The organism is Pantoea sp. B270, assembly GCF_018726825.1.
Taxonomy (GTDB): Bacteria; Pseudomonadota; Gammaproteobacteria; order Enterobacterales; family Enterobacteriaceae; genus Pantoea; species Pantoea dispersa.
Genome location: NZ_JAHCSX010000002.1, coordinates 258,961 through 272,181, shown reverse-complemented (window position 1 = coordinate 272,181; position 13,221 = coordinate 258,961). Strand labels below are relative to the sequence as shown.

The following is a 13,221-nucleotide window of genomic DNA, read 5'->3' as shown; positions in this document are numbered from 1 at the left end:
ACCATGCAATACGCTGATTACCTCACCGCGTCGCTGGGGGATATGCAACAGGCGCTGGCCCAGCGCCGGGTGAGCGCACGCCAGCTCACCACATTTGCGCTGCAGCGCATTGCTGACGTGGATCAGCCGCGCTACAACGCCATCAGCTGGCTGTCTGCCGATGACGCGCTGGCTGCGGCCGCTGCCAGCGATGCCGCACGGCAGCAGAATGCGCCAGTTGGCCCACTGGCCGGTATTCCGCTGCTGATTAAAGACAACATTGAAGTCAAAGGCTGGCCGACCAGTGCCGGTTCGGCGCTGCTCCGCGATGTGATTGCCAGCGAGGATGCACCGCTGGTTACTGTTCTGCGTCAGGCTGGCGCAATCCTCATCGGCAAAACCACCATGCATGAACTGGCGGCAGGCATCACCGGCGCGTCGTCGCTGAGCGGCTTCACCCATAATGCCTGGCAGCAAGGCCGTTCTCCGGGAGGTTCAAGCAGCGGTTCAGCCGTGGCGGTGGCCGCAGGCTTCGTGCCGCTGGCGATAGGCAGTGATACCGCTGGTTCGGTGCGCATTCCGGCCGCATTCAATGGCCTGTTCGGCTTACGTATGACGCGCGGTGCACTGAGCAGTGCTGGCATCGTGCCGCTGTCGCCTACCCAGGATATCCCAGGACCGCTGGTGCGCTACGCGGCCGATTTGCGGCTGATCAGTGAAATACTCACGGGCCAGCGTTTTTCCCGTCCCGACCGGCCGTTGCGCATCGGTATCTGGCAGGAAGGATTTGCCGCAGAGGAAACGGAGATCAACCAGGCGGTGCAGGATGCTGTGGCACCATTTCAGCCGCGCATGCTGAGCTGGCCGCAGCTGGAGACGCTGGCCACGGAAGCCAATATTATTGCCTATGAATTTGCCGACGCGCTGGCCGCCTGGCTGGCGGATAAACCGCAGGCACCGCTGCGCACGCTGGCGGCGATTGCCGCGTCAGGGCGTTATCATCCCCAGTTGGAGGCTACCGTCAAAACCCGCGCGCAGCATCCCGGCATGCAGAGTGACGGCTATCGCGAGGTGCAACTGCGCCAGCAGAGGCTGTATCAGCAACTGGCGCAGTTTTTTCAGCAGCAGCAGATCGACCTGCTCGCTTATCCGGTCGTCCGCCATCCCCCGGTGAAGCATGGCGAGTTGCAGCCTGGCAGCAACGCGCTGATCTCAGCCGTCACCGGCGCACCGGCAATCAGCATTCCGGTCGGCCTAAGTACGGAGGGGTTACCCATCGGCCTGGAGCTTCTGGCGCTGCGCGACCGGGAAGACGTGCTGTTAATGGCGGCAGAACAGATTGAACAGGCGACCCCGCCGTTCAACCGTGCAGCGCCAGCCCTTTGATGGCTTTATCCACCGCCTTTTTCGGGCCGCGCAGCGCGATGCCCACCAGGTTGAGATTATCGGCGTCTTCGGCCAGAAACACCGCGCGGTTGGCGGCATCGTGGCCGGTGGAAAACATCGCTTCGACGTAAGGAATCAGCGTTAACTCACGCTCTACGCCCTGGCGATGCGCCCGTTGCAGGCCGGCTAAATCGGCGGCAAACACCAGCATCGGCTGGCCGGCCATGTTGCCGTACTGACGACCGAGCGCGTCGACGTAAGGTCCACCCATCATCTCCGGCGCGGCCGCCGCAATGCCGGTCGCCAGAAAAGCCACCACATTCAGGCGCTGCCAGGTGGCTAAATCATCGCGTACGATCAGGGCAATTTTGGTATCAAACATCTGTCAGAACTCTCCGGTGAGGATTAAAAATCCCATCATCGGATAGCCGGCAGAGAGCGGTATAGAACGTTTGTGCACTGGCGCTGATAGGCGGCGGGTGTCAGACGATAAGCGCGCTGGAACCAGCGGCCAAGATGGCTTTGGTCGGCAAAGCCCACCTGCGCTGCAACCTGCACTGGCTCAACGCCCTGTGCCAGCAGCGCACGCGCGCTACGCAGCCGCAGCCGCACCAGATAAGCGTGCGGCGACTGACCAAACGCCTGCTTAAACTGGCGCGTCAGGCGGAAACGATCGATGCCGGACAGGCGCGACAGATCGTCCAGCCCGATATCCTGCGCCATAAAATCGTGCAGATAGTCACGCAGCAGATGCATCTGCCGCTGAGCGTCACTGAGCTGCACGCCGGGTTTATTTTCCAGATGCCGGGATAGCAGCGTGAGCAGATGATCCAGGCTCTGATCGCGCGCCAGCCGCCCTTCCCGCTGATGCACCGCAAACCATGCCTGCTGAATCGCACTGGCCAGCTGCGCATCATCGGTGAGCGTGGAGCGAAATGCCCCCTGAATATTCGCCACATCACCCAGCCCGCGGCGCTGCATCATCTCCGCCACCCAGGGTTGCGGCAGATAAAGCATCACATAGGTAAAACCGGCGGCATCGGGCGCGTGACCATCGTGTACCGCACCCGGCTCAATCAGAATAGCGCGGCCCGGCGTGCTGGTGTGCAGCGCGCGGTGGCAGTTAAAGCGCTGCAGCCCCTGCTGCGTCACGCCGACCAGCAATTCGTCGTGGTCGTGCGGATCGTAAGCGTGGCCGCAGAAGTGCGCGTTAACACTTTCGATGCCCGTCTCCTCATCACGACGGAAATCTACCCAATCGTTAGTAGCTGACATAGCGAATTCGTGACCTCTGACGGCGTATCAGGCATAGCCTAGCAGCCGGAACCACAGATAATCCAGCGGTAACAGCAGCAGCGCGCTCAGCACAAACACCAGCAGGCACAGCTGCAGACCGGCTCTGGCAGGCACATTCCCCAACCCCATTGCCACCACGATGGGCGACGCCTGATATGGCAGCAGCGGTGTGGCGTAGGCAAAAACCTGCAACATCACCACGCTCAGTAGCGGAAAGCCCGAAGCGGCAGCCAGCTCCTGCGCCATCGGCGTGACCATCGCCGGCACGCCGTTGGCGGTGAGCACAAAATTCAGCAGCGTCACCAGCGCATTGAGCACGGCAAAATTACTGAATGACGGCGAGTCATGCAGCGGCAGCAGGTGAAGCAGTGCATTGGCGATGAGCCGCCCCAGGCCAGAGTCCACCACCACCGTGGCGACGCCGAGAATGCCGGCGATATAGATGCAGGTGCGGAAATTGACGCCGCTGGCAAAATCGTCGCCCGAAAGAAAGCCCACGCGCGGTAACAAACACAGACACGCCGCGGCCAGCCCGACCCACGCAGCGGATAAGCCGTGCAGGCTGTCGGTCATCCACAACAGTAGAGTGACGGCCAGTAGAGCAATCAGCCGCCATTCGCGCCCGCTGAGCGCCGGCAATGCTTCCCGCGTTGCCACCGGCTGCGGCTGAGCGCGGAACAGCAGCGTAATGCAGGCAACCAGCAGAATACCTTTGCCCAGCCCCACCACCGGCATGTGCAGCAGCCACCACGGCAGCCATTGCAAATGCAGCTGGTACGCGCTTTCCGCCGCGCCGCTCAGCACCAGGTTTAATACGTTGGCGGGCAGAATACTGGCAGAGAGTTGAAAGGTGCCGAAGCCCACCGCCAGCGCCAGCCCAATGCTGCCGCGACTGCCCGGCCGGATACCGGCCCGCTCGCCCAGCGCCAGCACCACCGGCATCAGCAGCGCGATGCGTCCCATGTTCGACGGCATCACCAGCGCCAGCAGATAACTCAGCAGCACCGTGCCCGCCACCATCCGCGGCCAGCTCTGGCTGAACGGCACCACCAGCCAGTTGGCCCAGCGTTGGGCAAGGCCCACTTTGCGGATCGCCGCGCCCAGCACAAAACCGCTCAGCACCAGCCAGAACGCTGAGGAGGCAAAACCGCTGAATACGCTGCTGGCTGGCGCTATCGACAGCAGCATCGCCGCCGCAAAAAACAGCAGCGCGGTAAGGTATTCCGGCAACCGCGCCAGCGCCCACAGCAAAATTGTGATGCTGACCACCAGCGTGGTCAGCCAGAATGAGGACTCGATCATCGTGCCTGAACTCCCTTTCTTCGCAACTGCGCACAAAGCGCATCAGCATAGGGCAATTGCTGGCGCAGAACGCTGCGGCAGTTAACAGTTTGTTAACTCGCCAGCTGCGTCAGCCACTGTATCAGCGCCTCGCTGCCGGGCTGACTGCGGGAGCGCTGTGGCCAGGCGAGGAAATAGGGTTTGCTCAGCGGCAGGCTGAGCGGATCCACCACCCGTAGCGCGCCGCGCACCAGTTCGCCGGCAATCAGGCGACGCTGCCCCAGCAGCACACCGGCCCCGGCTACCGCCGCGTCGATGGCCAGGGAGGTGAGGTTAAAGCTGAATGCCGGCTGGGCCGCTGGCTCCATGCTGCCTTTGGCCTGAAACCAGCTGCGCCAGTCGGGCAGAAAGCGCCCTTCATTGCCCCAGTCCAGATGGATCAACGGCGCCTGGCTGAGCAACGACTCGCCCGGGTAACGCTGTATCAGCGCCGGGCTGGCGACCGGCAGCACCTCGTCACAGAACAGCCGTTGCTTGTCGAGTTGCGGGTAGCGATCCTCACCAAAGCAGATGACGAAATCTGCCGGTGTGGCGCTGAAATCCACCGGCGCATGAGTGCCGTGCAGGCTGAGATCGCAGCCCGTGCAGTGAGCCCGCCAGGCGGTGATATTCGGCAGCAGCCATTTCGATGCCAGCGCCGGCAGTGAATAGAGCGTCAGCTTTGGCATGCTGGCCGCATGGCGCAAATTTTGCTGCCCCAGATGCAGAATGTCGAACGCTTCACTGACGTAGCGCAGATACTCTTTGCCGGTTTCCGTCAGCATCACGCCGCTCTGGGTACGCACAAACAGTGCGCTGCCCAGCTGCGCTTCCAGCTGACGAATTTGCTGGCTGACGGCAGCCGGCGTCAGCGCCAGCTGTGCGGCGGCTTTCGCCAGGCTACCAAGTTCCGCCGCCACTTTGAACGACTGAATCACGCTGATTTTCGGCAAACGCGACGCGGGTGCAGGCATTAAGGTTTCCTTGGCAAGGCGTTAAATATTTATCGTTAGGCATCAACATATCAGGCCGTTACAGTCTCTACACCTGCCAACTCAGAGAACCACCGCGATGTCTGCTTTGATTCGATTTGATTTGCACCCACTGGCCGACGCCGACTGGCGTCGGCACTGTCGCCAGCAGCTGGAGCAACACGGCGCGCTGGTGCTGCGTCAGTTTTTGCAACCGGCTGCGCTGCAGGCGATCGTGGCTGACGGGCTGGCCCAGCGCCATCTGGCTTACCACACCGTCAGCAAGCACAACGTCTATCTGCTGAAGCCGGATGAGGCGTACCGTGCCGATCATCCGCGCAATCGTGACGTAATCAGCACCAAAGGCTGCATCACCGACGATGTGATTGCAGCGGAATCGCCGCTGCGTCAGCTGTACAATGACGAACTGTTTAAACGCTTTCTGTGTGATGTGCTGGACGAGGAGGCGCTATATCCGTATGCAGACCCGCTGTCGTCCATCAATCTGCATTACGCACCTGACGGCCAGGAACTCGGCTGGCATTTTGACAACTCCTCTTTCGCCATCACGCTGCTGGTGCAAAAACCGCGCGGCGGCGGTGTATTCGAGTATGTGAAAGATTTGCGCGATGCGGATGCCGGCGAGATGAACTACGACGGCGTCGCCGCCGTACTCGATCAGCGCCAGCCGGTCGAGGCGCTGGAGATTGATGCCGGTGACCTGGTGCTGTTTCGCGGGCGCAATTCGCTGCACCGCGTGACGCCCACCGAAGGCGATGTCACGCGTATGCTGGCGGTGCTGGCCTACAACACCCAGCCCGGTATCGCGCTGTCCGAAACCGCGCGCATGACCTTTTACGGCCGGTTGTAAGCCACCAGAGCGCGCCAGCCGCGCAGGAAAATCTGCCGGGTACGAAACGCAGTTAAGGCGCGCCAGTCTTCATCGGCGGGCCAGAACCCCTCCACCAGCTGCTGCTTCAGCGCGCGTCCGGCGTGGCTTGCCGGATCGCCCTGCAGATGCAGCCAGTGATCGTCGCGCACCCGGCGATGCATCTCTTCGCCCGGATAAGTGCCGCACTCCACCACCAATGGCAGCAGCTGCGTGTCAGGCAGCGACGTCAGCAGAAACTGCGAGACATAGCCCGTTGCCGTGGCGGTCACGCCGGTGTCGCTGTCGCGCCCGGCGCCGGTAAACAGCAGCGTCAGCCACTCATCGTATAACGTTTTGCCCCAGTCATGCGCCGGATAGCGCTGTTCAGCAATCGCCAGCAGCATCGGATGGCCCCACGCGCCGGCACCGGTGTGCAGGTCGAAACTCAGGATGACCTGCGCCTGACGCAGATGCTGTTCGACGATGGCGTGCAGCGTGCGGTGCGACCAGGCCGGCTGCTGCCCGCCATAAAACAGGCCATCTGCTGCCTGATATTGGCCCGCTTCCACTACCCGTTTTAGCGCCGGCCAGCCTGACTGCTGCAGTGTCTCCGCCAGCAGCCGATCGGCATGTGCGCGGTCGCCGTGGTACAGATCGTGCCATAGCGCATAGTGCGGATTAGCGGGTGCGGGCTGGCTGAAATCGATGAAATTCCGGTTGAGATCGATATTGTCTTCATTGACGCGCCGCAGATGCGCAGCGCCCCATGGATTTAGCAGATGGACCAGCACAAGGGCGCAGTCGGGCGGTAACGCGGCGACATCAAGGCTATCAAGCCAGGCGATCTGGCTGTCTGAACCGTAATAGCCCTCCACACCATGTGTGCCGGAGAGAATCAGCATGCGTTTGGGAGCCGCCGGATCGCCGATCACCGCGACGTCGGTGTACAGCGCGGCCCCGTCGGGCGCGGTCAGCGGATGGCGATAGGCAGTCAGCGCGCCGTGCTGGCGCGTGACGGCGGCCAGGAATCGCGCCCGCTGCTGGGTATAATCAGGGAGTAACGACATGATTTTCCTGTGCGTAATGAACGCAAATCGCCCTGCGATTAGGGATAAACCTTAACCTTAAAGTACTTCTGCGCCAGCCGGTCATAGGTGCCGTTGCTGTGCAGCGCGGCCAGCGCATTGTTTATTAAAGTAAGATTGGCCGTATCGCCTTTACGCAGCCCGATACCCACGCCGTTGCCCAATAATGCTTTATCCACCAGCGTGGCTTTATTGACATAGCCCTTGCCTTCCGGCGTGTTGAGAAAGCCCTGCTCGGCCGAAACCGCATTCGCCAGGCTGGCATCGAGTCGACCCGCTACCAGATCCGGGTAGATCTCCATCTGATTCGGATACGAGACCACGTTGACGCCCTGCGGTGCCCACTTCGTTTTGGCGTAGGTTTCCTGAATGGTGCCCTGCGCGACGCCGATATTCTTCCCGCGCAGCGTGCTGATGTCCCCCGTCAGCGTGCTATTGGCAGGTGTCAGCAGCGCGCTGGGCGTGATATACAGCATATCGCTGAACGCCACCTGCTCGCGGCGCTTCTCCGTCATCGACATCGCCGACAGAATGGCGTCAAATTTCTTCGCCTGCAGCGCCGGAATGCTGCCGTCAAAGCCAATCTGCACCCACTGACATTTCACTTTGGCCTGCGCACAGATGGCATTGCCCAGATCAATATCAAAACCCTGCAGCGAGCCATCGCTGGCTTTGGATTCGAACGGTGGAAAAGTGGGATCGACGCCAAAACGCAGCGTCTGCTGCGCCGCAGCCAGTTGGCTAAGGGCGCTGAGTGACAACAGTAAGGCATAAGACCAACGCTTTTTCATGATGCTCTCCGGCAGGCTATCTCACAGGTTTTAACCTTGTAATAACACGATGCCGCTGACGCCACCATCAAAAGCGCGCAAAAATGCAGAGCAAATTCTTATATATGTTAATGAGTTAGCGAAATTTGTCGCGCCATTAAGTTTTACTTAACGCTCTGTCATGATTTTGTCATCCGGGGCTCATGCCGCTGTCAGCCTCGGTTTTCTATGCTAACCCGCGTTATACTGCCCGCCATCAGCAAGCGGCCGCCACTGCCGGGAGATCGCATGAAAATATTGGTGATAGAAGATGAAGCCGGGGCGCGTGATTACATGCGCAAAGGATTGACCGAGGCCGGTTTTATCGTCGACGTGGCGGAAAACGGTCAGGATGGCCTGTTTTATGCGCAGGAGCACCATTACGATCTGATTCTGCTGGATGTGATGATGCCCGGCATCAATGGCTGGGAGGTGATGGCGCAGCTGGATAAGCAATTGCAAACGCCGGTGATTTTCCTCACCGCCAAAGGCACGGTGGAAGATCGCATCAAAGGGCTGGAACTGGGTGCCGATGACTATCTGGTCAAGCCCTTCTCCTTCGCCGAACTGCTGGCGCGCGTGCGCACTCAATTGCGGCGCGGTAGCCAGCAAAAGCTGCCAGACATCCTGACGCTGGCCGATCTGCAGCTGGATATTGCCCGTCGCCGGGTCGAGCGCGCCGGACAGCGCATCGACCTGACCAACAAAGAGTTCAATCTGCTGCATCTGTTTCTGCTGCATCCCGGCGAGGTACTGACGCGCACGGTGATTGCGTCGCGCGTCTGGGATATGAATTTTGACAGCGACACCAACGTGGTGGATGTGGCGGTAAAACGGCTGCGGCAGAAAATTGACGGCCCTTTTACCCGACCATTAATTCATACCGTGCACGGTGTCGGTTATCGCTGCGAAGCTGAAACATGAAACCCCGCTCGCTCGCCGTCCGCCTTTCGCTACTGCTCAGTGCAACGGTGGTGGTCATTTTTACACTTAGCGGCATGGCGCTGTATCACGCACTGGCGAAGCAGATCGGCGTGCGCGATGACGCAGCCCTGCTGACGCGCATCGATCAAATGCGCACGCTGCTGCGCGATGAAGATGCGCTGACGCTGATTCAGCAGAAGCCGCGGCTGTTCGCCAACATGCTGGGCAATACCGAATCGTTGCTGGTGCTGCGCTTTCCCGGCCAGCCGCCGCTGATCGTGATCAATCCCGGCGGGCGTCAGGTGCCAGCCATTACGCCGGTCGCCGCCGATCAGCCGTTAACCCTGCAATCGGTCCACCATCAGCAGGCGACGGACGGCACGCCGTTTATTGCCGCCGCCGCGTTAACACCAACGCGCGATGGCAGCGGCCAGATCGAAATCATCACCGGTCGCCTGATGAGCGACCGCACGCAGACCCTCACCGGCTATCGCCACCAGATTATCCTGTGCACCGCGCTGGCGGCGCTGCTGGTCGCCGCGATCAGTGTGCTGCTGGTGCGCCGCGGCCTGACGCCGCTGCGCCGGCTGGCAGCGGAAGCCGGGGTGATCGACGTGCGGCGGCTGTCGCATCGCATTGAACTGACCAGTGCGCCAGGCGAGCTGCAACCGCTGCTGGCGGCGCTCAACCAGATGCTGAGCCGGCTGGAGCAAGGTTATCAGCAACTTAGCCAGGTCTCAGCGGACATGGCACACGATCTGCGCACGCCGATTGGCACGCTGCTTGGCCAGACGGAAGTGGCGCTGAACCAGCCGCGCAGCGTCAGCGAGTATCAAACGCTGCTGGGTTCCAATTATGCGGAGCTGGAGCGGCTGGCGAAGATGATTGATAACATGCTGTTTCTCGCCAAAGCCGCAGACGCCAGCCAGGCGCTGGACAGGCAACGCATCGATCTGACACCGCTGGGTGAGCGGTTGAGTGACTATTTTGAGGGCATGGCGGAAGAGCATGGCATGCAGCTTGTCATCTCGCTTCACGGCGAGTTGCACGCCGATCCACAGTTGTTACAGCGCGCGCTGGCGAATCTGATCGCTAACGCGCTGCATTACGGCACGCGCGACGGCACCATTCACGTCTCCAGCATTCCGCAGCCAGACGCCATGCTTTTGGTGGTGGAGAATCAGGGGCCGACGCTAAGTCAGGCGCAGCAGGCACGCCTGTTTGACCGCTTCTGGCGCGCCGATGCGTCACGCCAGCAGGGCGGCAGCGGACTGGGTCTGTCGATCGTGCGCGGGATCATGCAACTGCATCAGGGCAGTTGCACGGTGAGCAGCGAACACGGCATCACCCGTTTCTGCCTGCGGTTCCCACGTTGAGCGCGCAGGTGCGCACCTGGTTAAGTCCCTTAGATAAAGGTGAAAATTTCGTCCTGCGGCAGACGCGATTTCGGCAGCGTAGCGTTGAAATCTTCCTCACTGCGATAGCCAAGCGAAACCAGCACCACGCTGGTAAAGCCCTGTTCACGCAGGCCCAGCGCCTGGTCAAGTGCGCGCGCATCAAAGCCTTCCATCGGGGTGGCATCAATGCCGAGCATCGCGGCACCCAGTAACAGTCCGCCCAGCGCCAGATAGACCTGTTTCTCCATCCACTGCGGCACGTCGCGCAGCTCATAACGGTGCATATCCACGTAGCTGCGGCGGCTTTTATCCTGCCCGGCTTTGGCTTCGGGTTTGGCAAAACGCCCGTCTTTCTCTTCCTGCGCCAGCACATTTTGCAGGTGCGCTTCATCCAGATCGGTGCGCATGCACAGCGCAATCACGTGTGAGGCGTTCAGCACCTTAGGGTTGTTGTAAATGAACGCGCCGCTGGTGGATTGCGCCATCTTTTCCCGCCCTTCCGCAGTCGACGCGACAACAAAGTGCCACGGCTGCGAGTTAACCGATGACGGGCTGTTGCGCAGCAGGTTAAGCAGCGTGTCGATCTCCTGCTGCGGCAGCGTTTTGCCCGCAGAGAAAGCTTTTACGGTGTGACGGCGGGCAACCGCATCATTAAGGGTCATGAGAGTCTCCTGATTGAAGATTGCGCCAGAGCGCAGATAAATAGCAAAGTCGCTACCATAACCGCCCGGGCTGACGGACGGTTAACCTTACGTGTTTTAATGACTTAAAAGCCGCTGAGGACAATCTTGCCGCGTGCGCGACCGCTTTCAATCAGCGCATGCGCTTTACGCAGGTTGGCCGCGCTGATGCTGCCGTGATGCTCGCCAGCGGTGGTCTGCAGGGTTTGATCGTCAATCAGCTGACTCACCTGCTGCAGAATCTGATGCTGGCGCTGCATATCGGCGGTATGGAACAGCGAGCGGGTAAACATCAGTTCCCAGTGCAACGAGATGGCTTTGCGCTTCAGCGGTACCGCATCCAGTGTTTCCGGATCGTCAATCAGCGCCAGTTTGCCCTGCGGAGCCAGCACATCGATCAACTGCGGATAGTAGCTGTCGGTATGGGTCAGTGAGGCCACGTAGCGCACCTCTTTATGGCCAATCGCTGCCAGCTGCTCACCCAGCGGACGCTGGTGATCGATAACATGATGGGCACCCAGCGAGCGCACCCAGTCGGCGGTTTCCGGGCGAGAGGCGGTACCAATGACCGTCAGTCGGGTCAGTTTGCGCGCCAGCTGCGTCAGCATCGAACCCACGCCGCCGCCCGCGCCGATGATCAGCAATGTGCCTTCGTCGGCAGCATCAATTTCCAGGCGATCAAACAGCAGTTCCCACGCGGTAAGTGACGTCAGCGGCAGCGCGGCGGCATCGGCGTCGCTCAGCGTGCGCGGCTTGAGTCCGGCGATGCGTTCATCCACCAGTCCGTACTCGGCATAGCTGCCAGCGCGTGTGATGTCGCCGGCATAGTAAACTTCATCGCCGGGCTGAAACAGTGTGACATCGCTGCCCACCGCCTCGACCACGCCCACCGCATCCCAGCCGAGAATGCGCGGCGTGTCTGTCGGGGCGCCAGCACGCACTTTGGTATCAACCGGGTTAACCGCAATCGCGCTGATTTTTACCAGCAGATCGCGTGCGCCTGGCTGCGGTTTCGCCACGTCCAGTTCATATAACGCATTTTCATCTGAAATCGGTAAACCGTTTTGGCTATAAACAATCGCTTTCATGCAACAGGCTCCAGGTGAGTGAATATTTTCAGGGTGTTGACAGCAGCATAGCCAGACATCGCGCCGGGAAAAATGCCTGTTGCAGGACAACACTTTCACTCGTAGAGTGAAAATCAAAATAATGGCGAGAACGTCGATGATTCGTTTAGAAGATGTCACCCTGTTTGTGCGCTCTGCCGCGCTGGGCAGCTTTTCCCGCGCAGCGCGCGAAGCCAACCTGCTGCCCGGTCAGGTCAGCGCCGCCATCCAGCGGCTGGAGCGCGATCTCGATCGCCGCCTGTTTGCGCGATCGACGCGCAGCCTGCGTTTAACGGCGGAAGGCGAAAAGTATCTGCCGTTCGCGCAAGAGATACTGGCATTGATGCACGCCGGTGCAGAAAGCCTGCAAAGCCACGACGATGCCCTGAGCGGAGAGCTGAAAATCGCTCTGCCGTCTGACATCGGCCGCCATATTATTCTGCCGCTGCTGACAGAATTTTGCCGGGCGCATCCGGCGCTCGGGCTGCGTCTCTCGTTTTCCGATCAGGTGAGTGACGTGTTCCGCGATCCGGTGGATATCGCCATTCGCTACGGTAAGCTGGAGGACAGCAGCTATGTCGCGCTACCGCTGGCGGAAGAAAACCGCCGTGTGATGGTCGCCGCACCCGATTATCTCGATCGACATGGCCGTCCGGAAAAACTCGAGGATCTGGCACAGCATCACTGTCTGCCGTTTGTCATGGGCGGTCACGTGTATGATAAATGGACTTTTCCGCAGGAAGGGATGCGGCGACAGATTACGGTGAAAAGCCGGCTGCTGTGCGACGACGCTGAAGTGGCGCGCCGCTGGGCGATTGCCGGGATGGGGATTGCTTATAAATCCTGGCTTGATGTCTGCGACGATATCAGACACGGCCGGCTGGAACGGGTGCTGCCGCAGCTGCCAGGCGAAAGCACGCCGCTGCATTTAATCTGCCCGCATCGCAAACAATTCTCGCCGGCGATTCGCGCTTTACATCAATTACTGCGTGAACATTTACGCACTCTGACGGCGCAAATCTTACCGGCGATTTAATCTCACCGCTGCGCCTCGACGCCATCAGCCACGCAATCCGGGCCAGCCATCAGGCGAATCCCTCTGCGATTTATCTTTAAAATTAAGGACGCACGACCGCAAGCGGATGAAATGCTGCGCCTTCTGAATCCGCGCATGAGAACGCAGCCGTCCGGCACCTCTGATAACCGTGGCACAGCATAGTAATCTTATTCTTAACAGGTAATATTTAACGTTACTTCACTGTATTCACGTTAATTATTCAGGACTGATGATGTCTCAACCCAAAGCGATGTCCGTTAATGCTCTCACCCACATTATCCTGTTCTTCCTGGTCATCAACGCCATTGATGTCGTGTATGCGTTGATGCACTGATGGCTT

At 60.2% G+C, this 13,221-nt stretch carries 13 protein-coding genes; 5 read left to right on the top strand and 8 right to left on the bottom strand.

Annotated features, from left to right (window positions below):
- The first annotated feature begins 3 nt into the window (after positions 1 to 3).
- On the top strand, positions 4 to 1,365 hold the full coding sequence (locus tag KOL70_RS17665) for an amidase (RefSeq protein WP_215481211.1): 1,362 nt from the start codon (positions 4 to 6) through the stop codon (positions 1,363 to 1,365).
- Here the strand turns inward: KOL70_RS17665 and KOL70_RS17660 are convergent.
- The 4 genes from KOL70_RS17660 to KOL70_RS17645 form a co-directional block, all read right to left on the bottom strand.
- Positions 1,340 to 1,747: a DUF2000 family protein gene (locus tag KOL70_RS17660; protein ID WP_215481210.1), complete on the bottom strand. Its 408-nt coding sequence runs from the start codon at positions 1,745 to 1,747 to the stop codon at positions 1,340 to 1,342. The genes KOL70_RS17665 and KOL70_RS17660 overlap by 26 nt on opposite strands.
- 35 nt (positions 1,748 to 1,782) lie before the next feature.
- On the bottom strand, positions 1,783 to 2,640 hold the full coding sequence (locus tag KOL70_RS17655) for an AraC family transcriptional regulator (RefSeq protein ID WP_058759029.1): 858 nt from the start codon (positions 2,638 to 2,640) through the stop codon (positions 1,783 to 1,785).
- A gap of 27 nt (positions 2,641 to 2,667) precedes the next feature.
- The gene (locus KOL70_RS17650; protein ID WP_215481209.1) at positions 2,668 to 3,963 is read right to left on the bottom strand and encodes an SLC13 family permease; all 1,296 of its coding nucleotides are present in this window, start codon (positions 3,961 to 3,963) and stop codon (positions 2,668 to 2,670) included.
- 92 nt (positions 3,964 to 4,055) lie between these two features.
- Complete coding sequence (locus tag KOL70_RS17645) at positions 4,056 to 4,955, bottom strand: LysR substrate-binding domain-containing protein (protein ID WP_215481208.1); 900 nt, start codon at positions 4,953 to 4,955, stop codon at positions 4,056 to 4,058.
- Positions 4,956 to 5,052: 97 nt separating this feature from the next.
- On the opposite strand from KOL70_RS17645, the gene KOL70_RS17640 reads away from it, so the two are divergent.
- The gene (locus KOL70_RS17640) at positions 5,053 to 5,823 is read left to right on the top strand and encodes a 2OG-Fe(II) oxygenase (RefSeq protein WP_058759026.1); all 771 of its coding nucleotides are present in this window, start codon (positions 5,053 to 5,055) and stop codon (positions 5,821 to 5,823) included.
- Here the strand turns inward: KOL70_RS17640 and KOL70_RS17635 are convergent.
- Both KOL70_RS17635 and KOL70_RS17630 read right to left on the bottom strand, forming a co-directional pair.
- Positions 5,808 to 6,890, bottom strand: coding sequence for a DUF2817 domain-containing protein (locus KOL70_RS17635; protein WP_215481207.1), 1,083 nt, complete (start codon positions 6,888 to 6,890; stop codon positions 5,808 to 5,810). The genes KOL70_RS17640 and KOL70_RS17635 overlap by 16 nt on opposite strands.
- A 38-nt stretch (positions 6,891 to 6,928) precedes the next feature.
- On the bottom strand, positions 6,929 to 7,699 hold the full coding sequence (locus KOL70_RS17630) for a transporter substrate-binding domain-containing protein (RefSeq protein ID WP_215481206.1): 771 nt from the start codon (positions 7,697 to 7,699) through the stop codon (positions 6,929 to 6,931).
- 267 nt (positions 7,700 to 7,966) lie between these two features.
- Between KOL70_RS17630 and KOL70_RS17625 the strand changes: the two genes are divergently transcribed.
- Both KOL70_RS17625 and KOL70_RS17620 read left to right on the top strand, forming a co-directional pair.
- On the top strand, positions 7,967 to 8,641 hold the full coding sequence (locus KOL70_RS17625; protein ID WP_021508934.1) for a heavy metal response regulator transcription factor: 675 nt from the start codon (positions 7,967 to 7,969) through the stop codon (positions 8,639 to 8,641).
- Positions 8,638 to 10,017 carry a heavy metal sensor histidine kinase gene (locus KOL70_RS17620; protein WP_215481205.1) on the top strand — a complete coding sequence of 460 codons (1,380 nt, stop codon included), beginning with the start codon at positions 8,638 to 8,640 and terminating at the stop codon, positions 10,015 to 10,017. Before KOL70_RS17625 ends, KOL70_RS17620 begins: the two co-directional genes overlap by 4 nt.
- Before the next feature lie 29 nt (positions 10,018 to 10,046).
- Here KOL70_RS17620 and nfsB read toward each other — a convergent pair whose 3' ends face one another.
- Together nfsB and KOL70_RS17610 are read right to left on the bottom strand one after the other, a co-directional pair.
- On the bottom strand, positions 10,047 to 10,700 hold the full coding sequence (gene nfsB, locus KOL70_RS17615) for an oxygen-insensitive NAD(P)H nitroreductase (RefSeq protein ID WP_058770319.1): 654 nt from the start codon (positions 10,698 to 10,700) through the stop codon (positions 10,047 to 10,049).
- Between the two features lie 104 nt (positions 10,701 to 10,804).
- Positions 10,805 to 11,806 carry a zinc-binding alcohol dehydrogenase family protein gene (locus KOL70_RS17610; RefSeq protein ID WP_021508931.1) on the bottom strand — a complete coding sequence of 334 codons (1,002 nt, stop codon included), beginning with the start codon at positions 11,804 to 11,806 and terminating at the stop codon, positions 10,805 to 10,807.
- Positions 11,807 to 11,942: 136 nt separating this feature from the next.
- Here KOL70_RS17610 and KOL70_RS17605 point away from each other — a divergent pair, with 136 nt between their 5' ends.
- Entirely contained in the window at positions 11,943 to 12,860 is a 918-nt protein-coding gene (locus KOL70_RS17605) for a LysR family transcriptional regulator (RefSeq protein ID WP_215481203.1), read from the top strand.
- The last annotated feature ends 361 nt before the right edge of the window (positions 12,861 to 13,221 follow it).

Coding starts and splice junctions, on each gene's coding strand:
- KOL70_RS17640 (WP_058759026.1), top strand. CDS start 5,053: ATGTCTGCTTTGATTCGATTTGATTTGCACCCACTGGCCGACGCCGAC.
- KOL70_RS17630 (WP_215481206.1), bottom strand. CDS start 7,699: ATGAAAAAGCGTTGGTCTTATGCCTTACTGTTGTCACTCAGCGCCCTT.
- KOL70_RS17620 (WP_215481205.1), top strand. CDS start 8,638: ATGAAACCCCGCTCGCTCGCCGTCCGCCTTTCGCTACTGCTCAGTGCA.
- KOL70_RS17655 (WP_058759029.1), bottom strand. CDS start 2,640: ATGTCAGCTACTAACGATTGGGTAGATTTCCGTCGTGATGAGGAGACG.
- KOL70_RS17660 (WP_215481210.1), bottom strand. CDS start 1,747: ATGTTTGATACCAAAATTGCCCTGATCGTACGCGATGATTTAGCCACC.
- KOL70_RS17650 (WP_215481209.1), bottom strand. CDS start 3,963: ATGATCGAGTCCTCATTCTGGCTGACCACGCTGGTGGTCAGCATCACA.
- KOL70_RS17610 (WP_021508931.1), bottom strand. CDS start 11,806: ATGAAAGCGATTGTTTATAGCCAAAACGGTTTACCGATTTCAGATGAA.
- KOL70_RS17645 (WP_215481208.1), bottom strand. CDS start 4,955: ATGCCTGCACCCGCGTCGCGTTTGCCGAAAATCAGCGTGATTCAGTCG.
- nfsB (WP_058770319.1), bottom strand. CDS start 10,700: ATGACCCTTAATGATGCGGTTGCCCGCCGTCACACCGTAAAAGCTTTC.
- KOL70_RS17635 (WP_215481207.1), bottom strand. CDS start 6,890: ATGTCGTTACTCCCTGATTATACCCAGCAGCGGGCGCGATTCCTGGCC.
- KOL70_RS17605 (WP_215481203.1), top strand. CDS start 11,943: ATGATTCGTTTAGAAGATGTCACCCTGTTTGTGCGCTCTGCCGCGCTG.
- KOL70_RS17665 (WP_215481211.1), top strand. CDS start 4: ATGCAATACGCTGATTACCTCACCGCGTCGCTGGGGGATATGCAACAG.
- KOL70_RS17625 (WP_021508934.1), top strand. CDS start 7,967: ATGAAAATATTGGTGATAGAAGATGAAGCCGGGGCGCGTGATTACATG.